The organism is Chryseobacterium lathyri, assembly GCF_019970085.1.
Classification (GTDB): Bacteria; Bacteroidota; Bacteroidia; order Flavobacteriales; family Weeksellaceae; genus Chryseobacterium; species Chryseobacterium lathyri.
Map to the genome: position 1 here is coordinate 454,708 of NZ_JAHXYG010000003.1, position 15,151 is coordinate 469,858.

Here is a 15,151-nt window from a genome sequence, read left to right on the forward strand (position 1 = left end):
GATGATAGCTCTTAATATTCTTAAAAGCTTAATCAAACTTAATGGTTTAACTTAAAACTTAATTTAATTAACAATAACATTTAAAAATCAGAAATCATGGCTAAATTAAATCCGTACTTAAATTTTGACGGGAAAGCAGAAGAAGCTTTCAACTTTTACAAATCTGTTTTCGGAGGAGAATTCCGTGGAGAGGTTTTCAAAATGGGCAATGCCCCGGGAACCGAAAACTTATCAGACGAAGAAAAAAACAGGGTGATGCATATTGCGTTGCCTATCGGAGATGACCTTCTTATGGCTTCGGATATTGTTCCAAGCTTCGGGCAGAGCCTTAACGTAGGAAATAATAATTATGTATCCATTTTCCCGGAATCCAAAGAAGAAGCTGACAGACTGTTCAAAGGCCTTTCTGAAGGTGGAAATATAGAAATGCCGATTGAAGACCAGTTTTGGGGAGACTATTTCGGTAGTTTCCAGGATAAATATGGAGTTCATTGGATGGTGAACTATAATGAAGAATCTGCAAAATAGTCTTATATTTAACTAAATTTATTGAGGGCAGTTCAAACCCGGACTGCCTTTTTATTTAATTAAAAAAAATAAAACAATGGATCCTATTAAGATAGATATCACAATTTTAGCCCCGGTAGAAAAAGTCTGGAATTATTTTAATGCCCCACAACATATTACGAAATGGAATTTTGCCGATGAATCCTGGCAGTGTCCCAGTTCCGAAAACGACTTAAGAGTAGGAGGGAAATTTAAAACCAGAATGGAAGCAAAAGACAAAAGTTTCGGTTTTGAGTTTGAAGGAATCTATGATGAAGTGGTTACGAATTCCACGATTAAATATCATTTGGAAGACGGCCGGAAAGTTGAGATTATTTTTGATAAGATAGACGAAAATACTACAAAAGTTACCGAAATTTTTGACCCCGAAAAACAGAATTCTGTGGAAATGCAGCGGAATGGCTGGTATGCTATTCTCAATAATTTTCACAAGTATGTTGAAAATCACTAAAACACTTAATTTCAGTCATGATAAATCTGGTCATAATGGCAAAATGTTTAAGCTCCATTTGTGCTGTTAATCATGTTGTTAAAAATAATAATTTCCTGTCTGGCATTATTGCAGTACCGGCAAGAAGAGCTTTGGAAAGAGAAAAAATCGATTCTCTCGAAAAACTTTCGGGCTATTCTGAAGAAGAGATCATGAACCTTCATGGTTTCGGAAGAAATGCTATGGAAAGACTGAAAAACCATATGGAAGAACATCAGATTTCTTTCAGGAACTGATTATTAAAAAAATACCGGATCTTTCATTGCAGCCTTTGCCAGCGATGATCAATAAACTATATTTTCACTCCTAAATTTAATAGTATGAATAACGATATTTTTCCATGTCTCTGGTTCGACGCAGAATCAAAGGAAGCAGCAGAATTTTATTGTGAAGTATTTAACGGAAAAATCACCGCTGATACTCCCGTAGTCATGAACATTGATCTCTTTGGGCAGAAATTGATGCTGCTGAACGGTGGGCCTCATTTTAAAAAGAATCCTTCAGTTTCCTTCATGGTAATTTGTAAAACAGAAAACGAAGTACAGCAATATTGGGACAAACTTGTAGAAGAAGGAATTGCTCTCATGGCACTCGATTCCTATTCCTGGAGTAAGAAATACGGCTGGGTGCAGGACAAATACGGCGTTACCTGGCAGCTGTTTTTAGGAGATAAGCCAGAAGATCAGAAAATTATCCCTACGCTGATGTTTATCCATCAAAATAACGGAAAGGCAAGAGAAGCAATGGAGTTTTACACCAAAACATTCCCCAATTCGAGCATTGGAAATATCCTGAAATATGGTGATGGTGGAGAAGGACATCCTATATCCGAACCGGCAGAAAATGTACAGCATGCCCATTTTATTATTGACGGTTACAGCTTCTTCTGTATGGATAATTCTTATGACCATCAGTTTGATTTTAATGAAGGAATTTCTATTGTAATCATGACGGATGATCAGGAACAGACAGACTATCTATGGAATACCCTTATTTCAGATGGCGGAAGAGAAAGCATGTGCGGGTGGTTGAAAGACAGATATGGCCTCAGCTGGCAGATTGTTCCGAAAAAGCTCATTCAGCTGATGAACGACTCCGATCAGTCAAAATCACAAAAAGTAGTACAGGCCATGATGAAGATGCAGAAGATTGTTATAAAAGACCTGGAAGAGGCTTATAATTCGTAAAAGAAACGACGGATTTCTCTGTTTCTCCATTTGAATTTCAGCTTTCGGCTTGCCGTTTGATGTGGTTTTACAAAAAGATTTGCTTATGAAAACACAGAACAGATCACAATCTAAATCAAAAGTTCCCAAAGAAGGAATCTTTCCGGAGATCATCCGGAATGATTACCGGGGAAGCCGTAAACTTCAAGGAAAAAAAGCTGTTATTTCAGGCGGAGATAGTGGGATAGGACAGGCTGTAGCCGTTCATTTTGCAAGAGAGGGAGCAGACGTCGCAATTATTTATAAAGAAAGCGATGACGATGCCAAAGAAACAAGAAAGCTTGTTGAAAAAGAAGGACAGCAATGCATCCTTATCAAGGGAGATCTTACCAAAAAAGCTTTCAGAACAAAATGCGTGGAAAAGATAAAAAAGGACTGGAAGGATCTGGATATCCTCGTTAATAATGCAGGAATTCATACCTCAAAAAACAGTCTTGAAAAAATCTCCGATGAGCAGATCCAGGAAACTTTTAATACCAATATCATCTCCATGATTTCTTTTACAAGAGATTTTCTACCGTTAATTGGTGAAGGAGGTCGTATTATTTGTACTACGTCGGTTACAGCATACAGGGGTAGTGATCATCTGATTGATTATGCGGCTACAAAAGGAGCTATTTTATCTTTTATACGTTCCCTTTCAACCAATCTTGCTGAAAAAAAAATCTTAGTCAACGGAATTGCTCCCGGGCCAATATGGACACCTCTTGTAAAAGAAACCTTTGATGATCTGTCAACATTTGGAAAAGATACACCTCTGAAACGGGCAGGACAGCCATCAGAAGTAGCTCCGGCTTACGTTTTTCTTGCCTCCAAAGATGCAGATTATATTACAGGAGAAGTCATCCATATCAATGGCGGTGATTTTGTGGGAGGCTGATTGAAAATAGAAACAAGAAGTTAGAAGTTAGAAGTTAGAAAAACGCGACATCTACGATCTAAAATCTAATGTTTAAAAAACTAACTTCTAATTTCTAACCATCTAACATCTAATAAAAAAACAATGCAGAAATTATTTTTTGAGATTCAAATCGATGCGCCCCCTGAAAAAGTTTGGGACGTGCTTTGGAGTGATATGACATACAGGCAATGGACAACAGCATTTACAGAAGGTTCTTTCTATATGGGAACCTTTGAAGAAGGAAGTATTATTAAATTTTTTGATCCGGATAATAACGGAATGTTCAGCCGGGTTGAAAAAAATATACCCAATAAAGAAATGAAATTTCTGCACCTTGGAGAAATTTATGGCGGTGTGGAAACTGAACAGGATTGGGGTGAAGCCACAGAAGGCTATATTTTAGAAGAAACCCCAACAGGGACAATACTGAAAATTGAAATTCAGACACCCGGGGAATTTAAAAGTTTTTTTGAAGAAAAATTTCCAAATGCTTTGGGAATTGTGAAAAATCTTTCAGAAAATCAATTGTAATATCAACCACAAAAATATAAAATATGGAAACCTTATCCTACGAAATTATAATCGACGCTCCATCACAGAAAGTCTGGGACGTTCTTTGGAATCCGGATACTTATACCGAATGGACAAAATTTTTCGGTTCCGGATCCAAAATGAAATCTGACTGGAAAGTAGGCGGAAAAACCTACTTCGTGAATGCAGAAGGTGCAGGAATGGTATCAACCATTGATAGCCTGGATGAGCCTAACCAGATTGTTTTTAAACATCTGGGAATGGTAGATAAAGAAGGAAATGAAGACACCCAAAGCAAAGAAGTAATGGAGTGGAGCGGCTGTTTTGAAAAATACATTCTTATTGATCTGGAAGGGAAAACAAAGCTTCATGTTGAAGTACAGGTTGAAAAAGAATGGAAAGACGATATGGACAAAGGATTCACGCAGGGGCTGGAAGTTGTAAAAAATCTTGCTGAAAACAAATAATTTGTTCCTGGTATAAAAAGAAAAACCACATAGTTTTCATCTATGTGGTTTTATTCATGCATGACGGTACAGTATTGTAAAATTTCTTCTATCTTTTAGTACAGTAAATAAAATAAAAAAACATGAAATTATTAACGATCCTTTTCGCAACATTTATTCTTGCTTTGGTAGGAACTTATATATTTCAGGGAAAGCCGGATTTTTTATTCTCCGGGAATCTGGGTATGGCTGTATTTATTCTCTTCACAGGATTTTCGCATTTTAAATTCCAGAAAGGAATGGCTATGATGATTCCCGATTTTGTTCCCGGTAAAATGTTTTGGGTGTATTTTACAGGAGTCCTTGAAATTGCTGCGGGAATTGGTCTGATGATTCCTTCAATAAGAGAAATAACGGCTATACTGCTGATTATCTTTTATATTTTGGTTTTTATCGCTAATATCAATTCTTCAAGAAAAAAAATCAATATTTTCAAAGCGGACTATACCGGGCCGGGCATGAAATACCTTTACACCCAAAGAATCCCAATGCAGCTTATCCTGATTGCTTGGACCTGGTATTTTGGAATTTACCTACATTAGAAGCGAACTATTATTGTTTTTAAATCTTTTTTCATAAAATTTCGTAATGTATGTAACATTTTGCGGGTAATACTGTCATATTATATATAAGATTTTTATTAATTTAAGATCTGGCTAGGCAATTTAACATCCAAAATATGAATTATGAATATTAATACTAAAATTTTTGGTGCGGCTCAAGTCGTACTGTCAGCAATTATGATTAATGCACAGACCTCAACGGCAAAACTGCCGGGCGATCCTACGCTTCCATCCACTAAAGCAAATCTTGAGAAACTGATTTCTTATGATAAGGGAAACTTCAAATATAAAGTAGAAGATTACTTTGCAAGACCCAGTGCTTCACAGTTTAAAATATCTCCGGATGGACAGTATCTCTCTTATAAAGAAAAAGATAAAGACAAGAAGAACCATGTCTATGTAAAAGAATTGAAAACAGGCAAAATCACTAAAGCGATTGTTGAAAAAGATGACCTTATCAAGAGCTATGGCTGGCTGGATAAAAAACGCCTTTTCTTTACCCAGGATAAAGGAGGGAATGAAAATATCCATCTTTACGCAGCAGATATTGACGGAAAAAACCTTAAAGACCTGACTCCTTTCGATGGGATTACGCTGGGAACTGTTAAGCTGATAAAGGATACGGAATTTGTTGTAGTGACTATGAATAAAAACAACAAACAGATCTTTGAACCCTATAAGATCAATTTCAACACGGGAGAAATGACCCAGCTGTATGAAAATAAAGATGTAAACAGTCCTATCGATGATTATATTTTTGACAAAGACGGGAACCTCAGAGGATATACCGTCCTTGAAAATGGGCTAACGACCAAGACTTACTATAAAGATTTGCAGACTGGGAAATTTAACCTGCTTAAATCCACAGACTGGAAGGATACTTTCAGTATCATAGGACTTAATGATAATTCCAAAAATAAGGATGAAGCTTATGTTGTGACCAATCTGGACAGTGATAAGTCCAGGATTGTACTGTATGACCTTAAGAAGAATGCAGTGATCAGAGAAGTATATTCCAATCCTGTCTTTGATGTAAGCTCCATAAGCGTTGCCGGCAAAAACAGGAATTATGAACTCGATTACGTAAGCTATGACGGGATCAAAAGTGAAACCGTTCCGGTAAGCCAGTTTTATAAAGAAATTGATGCTAAGCTGAAATCTGAATTTAAAGACAAACAGTTTTCTATCGTTTCTTCAGATGATAATAATGATAAACTTTTGGTATATGTAGGAAGCGACAAATTCTATGGAGCCTATTACGAATACGATACAAAAAGTAAAAAGATAAATCTTCTTTATAACCTGATGCCCCAGCTGAAAGAAGAAGATATGGCAGAAATGAGGCCTATCGAATTCAAAAGCAGGGACGGATTAACGATTCGTGGATATATAACCCTTCCAAAAGCTGCTCTTGAAGGTAAAAAAGTGCCTCTAATTGTCAATCCTCACGGCGGTCCGCAGGGAATCCGTGATGAATGGGGATTCAACCCGGAAACACAGCTCTTTGCCAGCAGAGGGTATGCAACGCTCCAGGTGAACTTTAGAATTTCCGGAGGCTACGGAAAAGAATTTCAGAAAGCAGGATACAAGCAGATCGGAAGAAAGGCAATGGATGATGTGGAGGATGGAGTGAAGTATGTCATTGAGCAGGGTTGGGTAGATAAAGATAAGATTGCGATCTATGGAGGAAGTCATGGTGGTTATGCTACGCTGATGGGGCTTATCAAAACTCCGGACCTGTATGCCTGTGGTGTGGATTACGTAGGAGTATCCAATATTTTTACCTTCTTCGACTCCTTCCCGGAATACTGGAAGCCTTACAAAGAAATGGTAAAACAGATCTGGTATGATCTTGATAATCCTGAAGAAGCAAAAATTGCCAAAGAAGTTTCTCCGGTTTTCCAGATCGATAAAATTAAAAAACCTTTATTTGTGGTACAGGGGGCCAATGACCCAAGAGTCAACATCAATGAGTCTGACCAAATTGTAAAAGCAATGCGTGCAAAAGGCTTTGAAGTTCCATACCTGGTAAAATATGATGAAGGGCACGGATTTGGAAAAGAACCAAACAGACTGGAGCTTTATAAATATATGCTGGGCTTCTTTGCAGAGAATTTCAACAAAAAATAAAATTTCATTTTTATAACGATAGAGACGGAGAGTGTAATGCTTTCCGTTTTTTTTAGATAGACTCAAGAAGAGCCAAGAGCCAAGAGTCAAGAGTCAAGATGCTAGATGTCAGATATGAGATTGAGGTTGAAGTTGAAGTTAAGATTGAGATTAAGGAGCGATTATTTACAATTCAAATACTCAAAAGTCATAATCCATCAACTCGCAACTGAAATCGCGGATCATATTCCTTTCATCTTCTACTCTAAAACTCTCTTACCCCAAATTCACAAATCCGCATCCAGAAACAAAATCCCAACAGTTAATAATTTTTTTTAAATTTATTAAAGTAAAATCAAAAGGCAGATCGTCATAGCAATATGGAGGTTGTCGAAGAAATAACAATGCCACAAGAGGAGAAAGCAAGCATCATCTCACAAACCGTTTCAAAGTACGGAGGAAAACTGATGTCTTATATTCGTCCGAAAGTGAAAAACACAGAAGATGCGGAAGATATTCTGCAGGAAGTGTGGTTTCAGTTCAGCAGTCTGACCAATCTTTCCGAGATTGTGAATGTAGGCGGCTGGCTGTATAGGGTGACTGCTAATAAAATCACCGACCGTTACCGCAAAAAGAAAACTGAAAATCTTGAAGATTTTGTCTATGAAGATGAAGACGGAAGTTTTTCTATCAAAGATATCTTATTGCTGGACGAGAGTGCAGGCCCCGAAGTTAAAATGTTCCAGGACGAAATCTGGAAAAAGCTTTTCGAAGCATTGGACGAACTTCCTGAGAAACAAAGATTAGTCTATGTGGAAAATGAACTGAACGACAAAACCCTGCAGCAGATTGCTGATGAACAGGGAGAAAATATTAAAACCATTATCAGTAGGAAAAACTATGCTGTAAAGCATTTAAGAAACAGACTGAGAAAATTATACGAAGATTTAAATAGTTAGTAAAGAAGAAAATTATGAATCATAAACACAAAAAAGGCTGGATTTTTTTACTCTTATGTCCGCCATTGATCTTAATTACCGTTACATTTATTGTGATGTGGCTTTGGAACTGTCTGCTTCCTGAGATCCTGGGGGTAAAATCCATTACATTCTGGCAGGCAATGGGGATTCTTATCTTAAGTAAGATTCTTTTTGGAGGATTTCATTTCGGAAAAGGAGTGAGAGACTTTAAAGAAAGGAAAATGAGAGAGAAAATGGCTGGACTATCTCCTGAAGAACGGGAAAAATTTAAAGAAGTATGGAAAAACAGATGTTCAGGAGGATTCTTCAACAGAAATAACGGATAATTTAAAATTTAAGAAGTAGTAAAGTAAAATTGAAATTCATCCGTCTCTATAAAAAACAAGAAGTAGTAAAATTTAAAATTTTGAAAAAATGAAAAATTCAGCATTAAAAGGAGCTCTGGGAGCATTAGCCGTTGTAGGAGTGGCATTAGTTGCCAAAAAAGCAATACAAAGAAAAAGATTTATAAAAGGTATTTTCAGCGAATACGGAATCAAAGAAAAATCGCCTTTCGGCTTGGCAGATAAGATCAGAGAAATGAACGAAGAACAGTATCAGGAACTGAAAGGGAAATTCAAAAAAGAATTCGCTTCAAGATGCTGCAAAACAGGACATAAGGACAATACTGCAGAAGCTTAAGCAGTACATAACTAAATTGAAATTGTTAATTCCGGCGCGGGAAGCAAAGCTTCCCGCGCCGGAATTTTTTATTGTCATTGCCAGTGAAGCGAAGCAATCTCAAATACAGATGACTTCAAAGGCTTCAGCCACAAGAAAAGCACAGCATATTTAGAATCTTTTGCTAAGTGAGACGCCTTTGCGATCTTAAAAACATCAAATGTTCAAAAAATCTTTGTGGTCTTTGCATTAAAAGAGATTGCTTCGCTTCGCTCGCAATGACACTGTGAAATTTTATTATGGAAACAAAACGAGACCTTACATCATTATTTTTCATCAAATAGCCCTCTGTATTTTCAATAAGAAAAAAAATAAATTCCTATTTTTGTGTAGCTCAATGAAAGACTACTACTATTTTCTCGGGATTTCTCCGGATGCTTCAGAAGAAGACATCAAAAAGGCTTATAGAAAATTATCTTTGAAATATCATCCGGACAAGAATGATAATGATGATTTCTTTGCCGGGCGTTTCCGTGAAATTCAGGAAGCGTATGAAATATTGAGTGATTCAGGAAAGAGACGTACCTATGATCAGAATTTAGAGAGTCATCAGAAGAGTTTCAGATACAATACTCCGCCTTCTATCAAAACTTTTACGTCCAATAAAATTCATGCAAAAAAAGGGGAGGAGATTATCATTAACTGGCAGACGAATAATGCCGATGTGGTAAAAATACTGCCTTTCGGCCTGGAAAAACCTTTTGGAGAACGGATTTTTAAGATTACGGAATTTAAAGACGGAAAATTCCAGCTTTTGCTTCATGCGACAAATTCTTTGCTTCACAAAACTGCGGTACAGGGAATTACGATTACTGAAGTCTTTGAGAATGATGCTGCTCAGTTTAAAAACAGTGTTGAGGAAATGTTTAAGCCTCAGCCAAGAACACCAATCAACAGAACAGGCCAGCCAAAGATCATGATGCTGATCTGGGGAATTCTTATTTTGGCGGCAGCAATATATTTCCTGTTCAGAAATTTTGGCTAGTTTAAGCCATCTTTTTCCTTCCCGGGCACTTTTTACATCTTTTTCCCTTTTTAAATTTCTTACAACATGATTTCTTTTCACAGAACATGTCTTCATTATTGAATGAGTATACTGGCGATAAAGGCGGTACTTTAAATGGGATAATCATATTCATACTGCAAATATATTAATTTAGAATAAATATAATTAATAAAATTTTATAAATCTTATCACCCCTGTTTATCAGTGTGTTTATCAGGTATCCAATTCCTGATTTTAGAATGAAAGCATAGTTTTTAGGTCCAAAAAATTACCTGAAAATAATAATCAGTATAAACAAAAAACTAAAATTTAGACTGAATAAAATTTAAATGCAAGTTTTAAACTGATCTATTTTTTGCACGGTCAGTTTAACAAAACCTTATATTGAAACTTAAAAAGTTGAGCTTTTAAATTTTATGTAATAAATAGTTTTTATATCGTTTCTTTTTTTAACTGATCCGGAATTTTCCCTATTGTTTCGGCAATTTCAGACTCTTGTACAATCGTTTAAAAAATTGTAATTTTACGAATCTTTTTTACGAACAAAATCTAATAAATAAAAATGAATACAGAACAGTTTGTGAGCCGTCACATTTCCCTTAATGAAGCCGATAAACAGGCGATGTTGGAAAAATTGGGCGTTTCAAGTATTGAAGAACTAATTTCTCAGACCATTCCTTCTTCTATCCGTTTAGAGAAAGATCTTGAGATCTCGGCACCGCTTTCAGAATACGAAATGCTGAACCATTCGAAAGATTTGGCATCGAAGAATACTGATTATACGAGCTACATTGGTTTTGGATATCACAATACCCTTTTACCATCAGCTATTCAGAGAAATATCTTTGAAAACCCAAGCTGGTACACGGCGTATACTCCTTATCAGGCGGAAATCGCCCAGGGAAGACTGGAGGCGCTTCTGAATTTCCAGACCGTAGTGTGCGATCTTACAGGCTTTGAACTGGCTAATGCCTCTCTTTTAGATGAGTCTACAGCGGCTGCAGAGGCGATGCACATGTTCTTTAACAACAGAACGAAGGACCAGAAAAAAGCGAATGCCAACAAATTCTTCGTTTCCGATCTTGTTTTACCTCAAACCGTTTCTGTTTTAAAAACCAAAGCAGAAGGTTTAGCCATCGAAATCGTGGAAGGTGATCATAAAACTCACCAGTTTGATGAAACTTATTATGGTGTTTTATTACAGTATCCTGGTAAAAACGGAATCGTTCTGGATTACACAGAAGATATCGTAGACTATAAAAAATTAGATCTGCAGGTAGTGGTAGCTTGTGATCCGATGGCTTTGGTTAAATTAAAGTCACCGGCTTCTATGGGAGCTGACTGTGCGGTTGGAACTTCACAGAGATTTGGTATTCCATTAGGGTACGGAGGTCCTCACGCAGCATTTTTCTCTTGCAGAGAAGATTATAAAAGAGATATTCCGGGAAGAATCATCGGGGTTTCTCAGGATATGTATGGAAAACGTGCACTGAGAATGGCGCTTCAGACCAGAGAGCAGCACATCAAAAGAGAAAGAGCCACTTCCAACATCTGTACAGCACAGGTACTTCTTGCAGTAATGGCAGGAATGTATGCAGTTTATCACGGTCCGAAAGGATTAAACTACATTGCTGATCAGATCCACTTTAAAGCCAATGCTTTGAAGAACGGTCTTAAAGCGTTAGGATACCAAACCGTTGAAGAGCCAATCTTCGATACTGTGAAAATCACAATGAGCGAAGATGAAAAAGGAAGGTTAATGAGAATGATGCTTGATCACAGACTTAATCTGAACTATTTCACAGAAGGAGTGGTAAGTATTGCGATCAATGAAAGTACAACATTGGAGAAATTAAATTATCTGATGGCTTCTTTCGCTCAGTTTAAAGACAAGCAGACTTTCAAATTAGAAATTAAAGAAGGATACAGCATTCCTGAAGAATTTTTGAGAAAAGATGAAATTCTTACGGAGCAGGTATTCAATAAATACCATACGGAAACAGAATTGATGCGTTACATCAAACGTCTTGAAAGAAAAGACCTGTCATTAACGCATTCAATGATCTCTCTTGGATCTTGTACCATGAAACTGAACGCAGCGACTCAGATGCTTCCGCTTTCCTGGGCAGATTGGGGAAGTGTTCACCCGTTTGTACCGGTAGATCAGGCCGGAGGTTACCAGGAAATGATCAAAGAACTTGAAAAAGATCTTGCTGAAATTACTGGTTTCGCAGGAACTTCATTACAGCCGAACTCCGGAGCTCAAGGAGAGTATGCAGGATTAATGGTGATCAGAGAATATCACATTTCAAGAGGTGAAGGCCACAGAAATGTAGTACTGATCCCTCAGTCTGCACACGGAACAAACCCAGCTTCTGCAGCAATGGCGGGAATGAAAATTGTAGTGGTTAAAAATCTTGAAAGCGGACAAATTGATTTTGAAGATTTAAAAGCTAAAACAGAACAGCATTCTGAGAACTTATCTTGTGTAATGATCACTTATCCGTCAACATACGGATTCTTTGATGACAATATTAAAGAAATTACAAGCCTGATCCACAAACATGGTGGACAAGTATATATGGATGGTGCCAATATGAACGCTCAGGTAGGATTCACAAGTCCTGGAAACATTGGAGCAGATGTTTGTCACCTGAACTTACACAAAACTTTCGCAATTCCTCACGGTGGCGGAGGTCCTGGAGTAGGTCCGATCTGTGTGGCCAAGCACCTGGTTCCTTTCCTTCCTTCCAATGCCAATATCAAAATCGGTTCTAAAGATGCGATCGACGGTATTTCTGCAGCACCTTACGGTTCAGGTCTTATTCTTAACATTTCTTATTCTTACATTAAGATGTTGGGAACGGATGGACTGAAGAAAGCAACAGGCCATGCCATCATGAATGCGAATTATCTGAAAGAGATATTAGCAGAGCATTTCCCGATCTTATATTCAAACGAGAACGGAAGAGTGGCTCACGAATGTATCGTAGATTTCCGTCAGTTCAAATCTTTAGGAATTGAAGTAGCTGATGTGGCGAAGAGACTGATGGATTATGGATTCCATGCACCTACTGTTTCTTTCCCTGTAGCAGGAACATTAATGATAGAGCCTACAGAATCTGAAAGCAAGTCTGAAATCGACCGTTTTGCAGAGGCATTAATCTCAATCAAAAAAGAGATTGATGAGATTGCCAACGGAGAAGCAGATCAGGCAAATAACGTGCTTAAAAACGCTCCTCATACAGAACAATTGGTTATCTCAGATTCATGGGATAAACCATATAGCAGAGAAAAAGCTGCTTATCCGCTGGAATGGGTAAGAGACCACAAATTCTTTGCTTCTGTTTCAAGAGTGGACGAAGCCTACGGAGACAGAAACTTAGTATGTACCTGTGAGCCGATTGAAGCTTATATGTAATTAATTATTATAATAAAGATAAAAGCACCCGTTTGAAAATCAAACGGGTGCTTTTTTTATTATTTATCTGCTACCTTCTTCGGGAGCTGTAGGCTACAAGAAGTGCTACAGCCATGGTACCAAAAGTTACCATTGAAACTGTTTTAATTGATGCTTCACTATCGTTTACCTGTGATGTACTGTGATCTTTATCACACGAAGACAAGAATACTACTGTCATGAATAGACAGCCCGAGAATAATTTTTTAATCATATAGGTGTATTTGTTTGGTTTTAAAGATTTTATGATCAAAAAAGATACCAATTAGTCTATTTGAATAATAATTCTGTATGTGATAAATAGTAAATATTAGATTGTATTGTATCAATATAAAACGGGAGAAATACGGATAATTATACTATTGATTTAAATCGTGGGTATTGTTCCTCCGTCAATAATGTATTCGGTTCCTGTGAGATAGCCAGCTCTTGGTGAGACTAGGAATCCTATGAGTTCAGCTACTTCTTCAGGTTTTGCGGTCTTCCGTAAGGAATTCCTCCCAGTGCATCTATTACACTCTGTACAGCCTGTTCTACGGTACTTTTGTTACTTTCAGCAATCCGTTCCATCATTCTTGTAGAAGCTGTAGTCATGATCCAGCCGGGTGAAACAGTTAATAACCGGACTCCTTTTGGAGCAACTTCGTTGGATAAGCTTTTGCTGTAATTCAGTAAGCCTGCCTTTGCAGCGGCATAGGGTAGCGTAAATTTCCAAAGTATCTTCATTTAAGGCAATAAGGGAAAAACGAATTGCATAGGATTAATTTTCCCTCTATTGTACATTTTAGAACATTGGGCTAATTTTACAGTATGTATGAAAGAAAAATTCCTTTGAACTTAAATTGCGGCCTTGACCTGATCGGTGAAGTGCTGTACGGAAAATGGAAGATCCGTTTGCTTTGGTTTATTAATGAAGGTTATCAACGCCCGAGTGAACTGCAACGCAAAATTCCCGATGCTTCAAGGCGGGTGTTGAATATTCAGCTGAAAGAACTGGAAGAACACGAACTGGTTTCAAAAATCATTTACGCCCAGCTTCCGCCCAAAGTAGAGTATTATCTTACGGACTTTGGAAAGACACTGATTCCTGTTATTTCTGCACTGGGAAATTGGGGAGATCAGCATGAAGAGCGGCTACGGAAGGTTATTTTGAAGAGATAGGTGAGTGGTAATGATTACCGTGGAAATTGAACCAAGGTTGCTAAACTATGTTAGCTTACTGTTTTTCTTCATTATTTCTGCCCGTTTTTTAACAGGCTTTATTTATCCTGTCATGAATAACCTCAAGATTGTAGAGGATGTCTTCTTTCATGGCTGTGTGATTTCTCTGGCTTCCAGTTTTTTAATTAAAGCTGATTTTACCGATGTCAAAGCATGATCTTTCGCTTCAGCAAAAGAAATATTGTACTTACGGTGTATATTTTTCAGGTCTTCCGGGAATTTTGACAGGAGATCATCATAAAAAGTATCGAGAAATTCAGCAGAAGGCATTTCATAGCTGATTTTCAGCTGAAAGCGCCTCAGTAAGGCAGTATCAATGATTTCTGCGTGATTTGTAGCACAGATTAAAAGAGCATTTTCAGGATAATAATCGATCAGCTGGATCAACGTGTTCACCAGTCTTCTCATTTCGCCTACATCCTTATCGTCGCTCCCTCTTGCTTTCCCAATCTGGTCCAGTTCGTCCAGAAAAAGGACAGATCTTTCCCTCGCCGCTTTATCAAAGATCATTTTAATATTCTGGGAAGTTTCCCCGATTCGGGACGAAACGATATTGCTCAGGTTTAAAATCAGGATATTTTTGCCCAAAGCATTGGCAACGGCTTTGGCGGTCATGGTTTTTCCGCATCCGGAATTTCCCTGCAGGAGGATTTTATTATTTACCGGAAGACCATATTCCTGCAGCTCTTTTACATAAGTATGTTCTTTAATGAGCTGTACCAGCTGGGCTCTGTTGTCGTTACCGAGAAATACGTCATTGAGGGTTACCTCCTCTTTATCCTGAATGATGAGATTATACAGATTCATGCTATAATTTAAAAATAATTCTTATCTGTACAAAGATAAAGCTTTATCGAATGATGAGTGAAGT

General features: G+C 37.5%; 19 protein-coding genes. 15 read left to right on the top strand and 4 right to left on the bottom strand.

Features of this window, described 5'->3' with window-relative positions; translation table 11 throughout:
* Nucleotides 1-96 precede the first annotated feature (96 nt).
* From LC418_RS11435 to gcvP, 14 genes are all read left to right on the top strand, one after another.
* Complete coding sequence (locus LC418_RS11435) at nucleotides 97-528, top strand: VOC family protein (RefSeq protein ID WP_111954979.1); 432 nt, start codon at nucleotides 97-99, stop codon at nucleotides 526-528.
* Between the two features lie 76 nt (nucleotides 529-604).
* Nucleotides 605-1,018, top strand: coding sequence for an SRPBCC family protein (locus LC418_RS11440; RefSeq protein ID WP_223559216.1), 414 nt, complete (start codon nucleotides 605-607; stop codon nucleotides 1,016-1,018).
* 35 nt (nucleotides 1,019-1,053) lie between these two features.
* Entirely contained in the window at nucleotides 1,054-1,293 is a 240-nt protein-coding gene (locus LC418_RS11445; RefSeq protein ID WP_223559217.1) for a helix-hairpin-helix domain-containing protein, read from the top strand.
* A gap of 84 nt (nucleotides 1,294-1,377) precedes the next feature.
* The gene (locus LC418_RS11450; RefSeq protein ID WP_223559218.1) at nucleotides 1,378-2,244 is read left to right on the top strand and encodes a VOC family protein; all 867 of its coding nucleotides are present in this window, start codon (nucleotides 1,378-1,380) and stop codon (nucleotides 2,242-2,244) included.
* Between the two features lie 85 nt (nucleotides 2,245-2,329).
* Nucleotides 2,330-3,163 (top strand): SDR family oxidoreductase, encoded by an 834-nt coding sequence (locus LC418_RS11455; protein ID WP_223559219.1) that lies wholly within the window; start codon nucleotides 2,330-2,332, stop codon nucleotides 3,161-3,163.
* A gap of 123 nt (nucleotides 3,164-3,286) precedes the next feature.
* Nucleotides 3,287-3,715 (top strand): SRPBCC family protein, encoded by a 429-nt coding sequence (locus LC418_RS11460; protein WP_223559220.1) that lies wholly within the window; start codon nucleotides 3,287-3,289, stop codon nucleotides 3,713-3,715.
* Between the two features lie 23 nt (nucleotides 3,716-3,738).
* Nucleotides 3,739-4,182 (top strand): SRPBCC family protein, encoded by a 444-nt coding sequence (locus LC418_RS11465; RefSeq protein ID WP_223559221.1) that lies wholly within the window; start codon nucleotides 3,739-3,741, stop codon nucleotides 4,180-4,182.
* A gap of 122 nt (nucleotides 4,183-4,304) precedes the next feature.
* The gene (locus LC418_RS11470) at nucleotides 4,305-4,763 is read left to right on the top strand and encodes a DoxX family protein (RefSeq protein ID WP_223559222.1); all 459 of its coding nucleotides are present in this window, start codon (nucleotides 4,305-4,307) and stop codon (nucleotides 4,761-4,763) included.
* A 144-nt stretch (nucleotides 4,764-4,907) separates the two neighbouring features.
* Nucleotides 4,908-6,914, top strand: coding sequence for a S9 family peptidase (locus LC418_RS11475; RefSeq protein ID WP_111954993.1), 2,007 nt, complete (start codon nucleotides 4,908-4,910; stop codon nucleotides 6,912-6,914).
* Between the two features lie 359 nt (nucleotides 6,915-7,273).
* The gene (locus tag LC418_RS11480) at nucleotides 7,274-7,852 is read left to right on the top strand and encodes an RNA polymerase sigma factor (protein WP_040994467.1); all 579 of its coding nucleotides are present in this window, start codon (nucleotides 7,274-7,276) and stop codon (nucleotides 7,850-7,852) included.
* Nucleotides 7,853-7,866: 14 nt separating this feature from the next.
* Nucleotides 7,867-8,199: a hypothetical protein gene (locus LC418_RS11485; protein ID WP_111954995.1), complete on the top strand. Its 333-nt coding sequence runs from the start codon at nucleotides 7,867-7,869 to the stop codon at nucleotides 8,197-8,199.
* 88 nt (nucleotides 8,200-8,287) lie between these two features.
* Nucleotides 8,288-8,554, top strand: a complete 267-nt coding sequence (locus LC418_RS11490) for a hypothetical protein (protein ID WP_223559223.1) — start codon at nucleotides 8,288-8,290, stop codon at nucleotides 8,552-8,554.
* 376 nt (nucleotides 8,555-8,930) lie between these two features.
* The gene (locus tag LC418_RS11495) at nucleotides 8,931-9,578 is read left to right on the top strand and encodes a J domain-containing protein (RefSeq protein ID WP_111954999.1); all 648 of its coding nucleotides are present in this window, start codon (nucleotides 8,931-8,933) and stop codon (nucleotides 9,576-9,578) included.
* A gap of 583 nt (nucleotides 9,579-10,161) precedes the next feature.
* Nucleotides 10,162-13,020, top strand: coding sequence for an aminomethyl-transferring glycine dehydrogenase (gcvP, locus tag LC418_RS11500; RefSeq protein ID WP_223559224.1), 2,859 nt, complete (start codon nucleotides 10,162-10,164; stop codon nucleotides 13,018-13,020).
* A 70-nt stretch (nucleotides 13,021-13,090) separates the two neighbouring features.
* Here gcvP and LC418_RS11505 read toward each other — a convergent pair whose 3' ends face one another.
* From LC418_RS11505 to LC418_RS11510, 3 genes are all read right to left on the bottom strand, one after another.
* Nucleotides 13,091-13,240 carry a hypothetical protein gene (locus LC418_RS11505; RefSeq protein ID WP_223559225.1) on the bottom strand — a complete coding sequence of 50 codons (150 nt, stop codon included), beginning with the start codon at nucleotides 13,238-13,240 and terminating at the stop codon, nucleotides 13,091-13,093.
* A 186-nt stretch (nucleotides 13,241-13,426) separates the two neighbouring features.
* Nucleotides 13,427-13,510, bottom strand: a complete 84-nt coding sequence (locus tag LC418_RS21135; protein WP_420837287.1) for a hypothetical protein — start codon at nucleotides 13,508-13,510, stop codon at nucleotides 13,427-13,429.
* Between the two features lie 8 nt (nucleotides 13,511-13,518).
* Nucleotides 13,519-13,785, bottom strand: coding sequence for an SDR family oxidoreductase (locus LC418_RS11510; protein ID WP_262901788.1), 267 nt, complete (start codon nucleotides 13,783-13,785; stop codon nucleotides 13,519-13,521).
* Between the two features lie 84 nt (nucleotides 13,786-13,869).
* On the opposite strand from LC418_RS11510, the gene LC418_RS11515 reads away from it, so the two are divergent.
* Nucleotides 13,870-14,220 carry a winged helix-turn-helix transcriptional regulator gene (locus LC418_RS11515; RefSeq protein ID WP_223559226.1) on the top strand — a complete coding sequence of 117 codons (351 nt, stop codon included), beginning with the start codon at nucleotides 13,870-13,872 and terminating at the stop codon, nucleotides 14,218-14,220.
* Nucleotides 14,221-14,367: 147 nt separating this feature from the next.
* Here the strand turns inward: LC418_RS11515 and LC418_RS11520 are convergent, their stop codons facing one another.
* A complete protein-coding gene (locus LC418_RS11520) occupies nucleotides 14,368-15,087 on the bottom strand; it encodes an AAA family ATPase (RefSeq protein ID WP_111955007.1) in 720 nt (239 codons plus the stop codon).
* Between the last annotated feature and the right edge of the window lie 64 nt (nucleotides 15,088-15,151).

What these genes read in the sequence shown, in the direction of transcription:
- LC418_RS11445 (WP_223559217.1), top strand. Translation starts at nt 1,054, where the DNA reads ATGGCAAAATGTTTAAGCTCCATTTGTGCTGTTAATCATGTTGTTAAA.
- LC418_RS11480 (WP_040994467.1), top strand. Translation starts at nt 7,274, where the DNA reads ATGGAGGTTGTCGAAGAAATAACAATGCCACAAGAGGAGAAAGCAAGC.
- LC418_RS11460 (WP_223559220.1), top strand. Translation starts at nt 3,287, where the DNA reads ATGCAGAAATTATTTTTTGAGATTCAAATCGATGCGCCCCCTGAAAAA.
- LC418_RS11470 (WP_223559222.1), top strand. Translation starts at nt 4,305, where the DNA reads ATGAAATTATTAACGATCCTTTTCGCAACATTTATTCTTGCTTTGGTA.
- LC418_RS11520 (WP_111955007.1), bottom strand. Translation starts at nt 15,087, where the DNA reads ATGAATCTGTATAATCTCATCATTCAGGATAAAGAGGAGGTAACCCTC.
- LC418_RS11475 (WP_111954993.1), top strand. Translation starts at nt 4,908, where the DNA reads ATGAATATTAATACTAAAATTTTTGGTGCGGCTCAAGTCGTACTGTCA.
- LC418_RS11515 (WP_223559226.1), top strand. Translation starts at nt 13,870, where the DNA reads ATGTATGAAAGAAAAATTCCTTTGAACTTAAATTGCGGCCTTGACCTG.
- LC418_RS11505 (WP_223559225.1), bottom strand. Translation starts at nt 13,240, where the DNA reads ATGACAGTAGTATTCTTGTCTTCGTGTGATAAAGATCACAGTACATCA.
- gcvP (WP_223559224.1), top strand. Translation starts at nt 10,162, where the DNA reads ATGAATACAGAACAGTTTGTGAGCCGTCACATTTCCCTTAATGAAGCC.
- LC418_RS11495 (WP_111954999.1), top strand. Translation starts at nt 8,931, where the DNA reads ATGAAAGACTACTACTATTTTCTCGGGATTTCTCCGGATGCTTCAGAA.
- LC418_RS11455 (WP_223559219.1), top strand. Translation starts at nt 2,330, where the DNA reads ATGAAAACACAGAACAGATCACAATCTAAATCAAAAGTTCCCAAAGAA.
- LC418_RS11465 (WP_223559221.1), top strand. Translation starts at nt 3,739, where the DNA reads ATGGAAACCTTATCCTACGAAATTATAATCGACGCTCCATCACAGAAA.
- LC418_RS11450 (WP_223559218.1), top strand. Translation starts at nt 1,378, where the DNA reads ATGAATAACGATATTTTTCCATGTCTCTGGTTCGACGCAGAATCAAAG.
- LC418_RS11485 (WP_111954995.1), top strand. Translation starts at nt 7,867, where the DNA reads ATGAATCATAAACACAAAAAAGGCTGGATTTTTTTACTCTTATGTCCG.
- LC418_RS11440 (WP_223559216.1), top strand. Translation starts at nt 605, where the DNA reads ATGGATCCTATTAAGATAGATATCACAATTTTAGCCCCGGTAGAAAAA.
- LC418_RS11490 (WP_223559223.1), top strand. Translation starts at nt 8,288, where the DNA reads ATGAAAAATTCAGCATTAAAAGGAGCTCTGGGAGCATTAGCCGTTGTA.
- LC418_RS11510 (WP_262901788.1), bottom strand. Translation starts at nt 13,785, where the DNA reads ATGAAGATACTTTGGAAATTTACGCTACCCTATGCCGCTGCAAAGGCA.
- LC418_RS11435 (WP_111954979.1), top strand. Translation starts at nt 97, where the DNA reads ATGGCTAAATTAAATCCGTACTTAAATTTTGACGGGAAAGCAGAAGAA.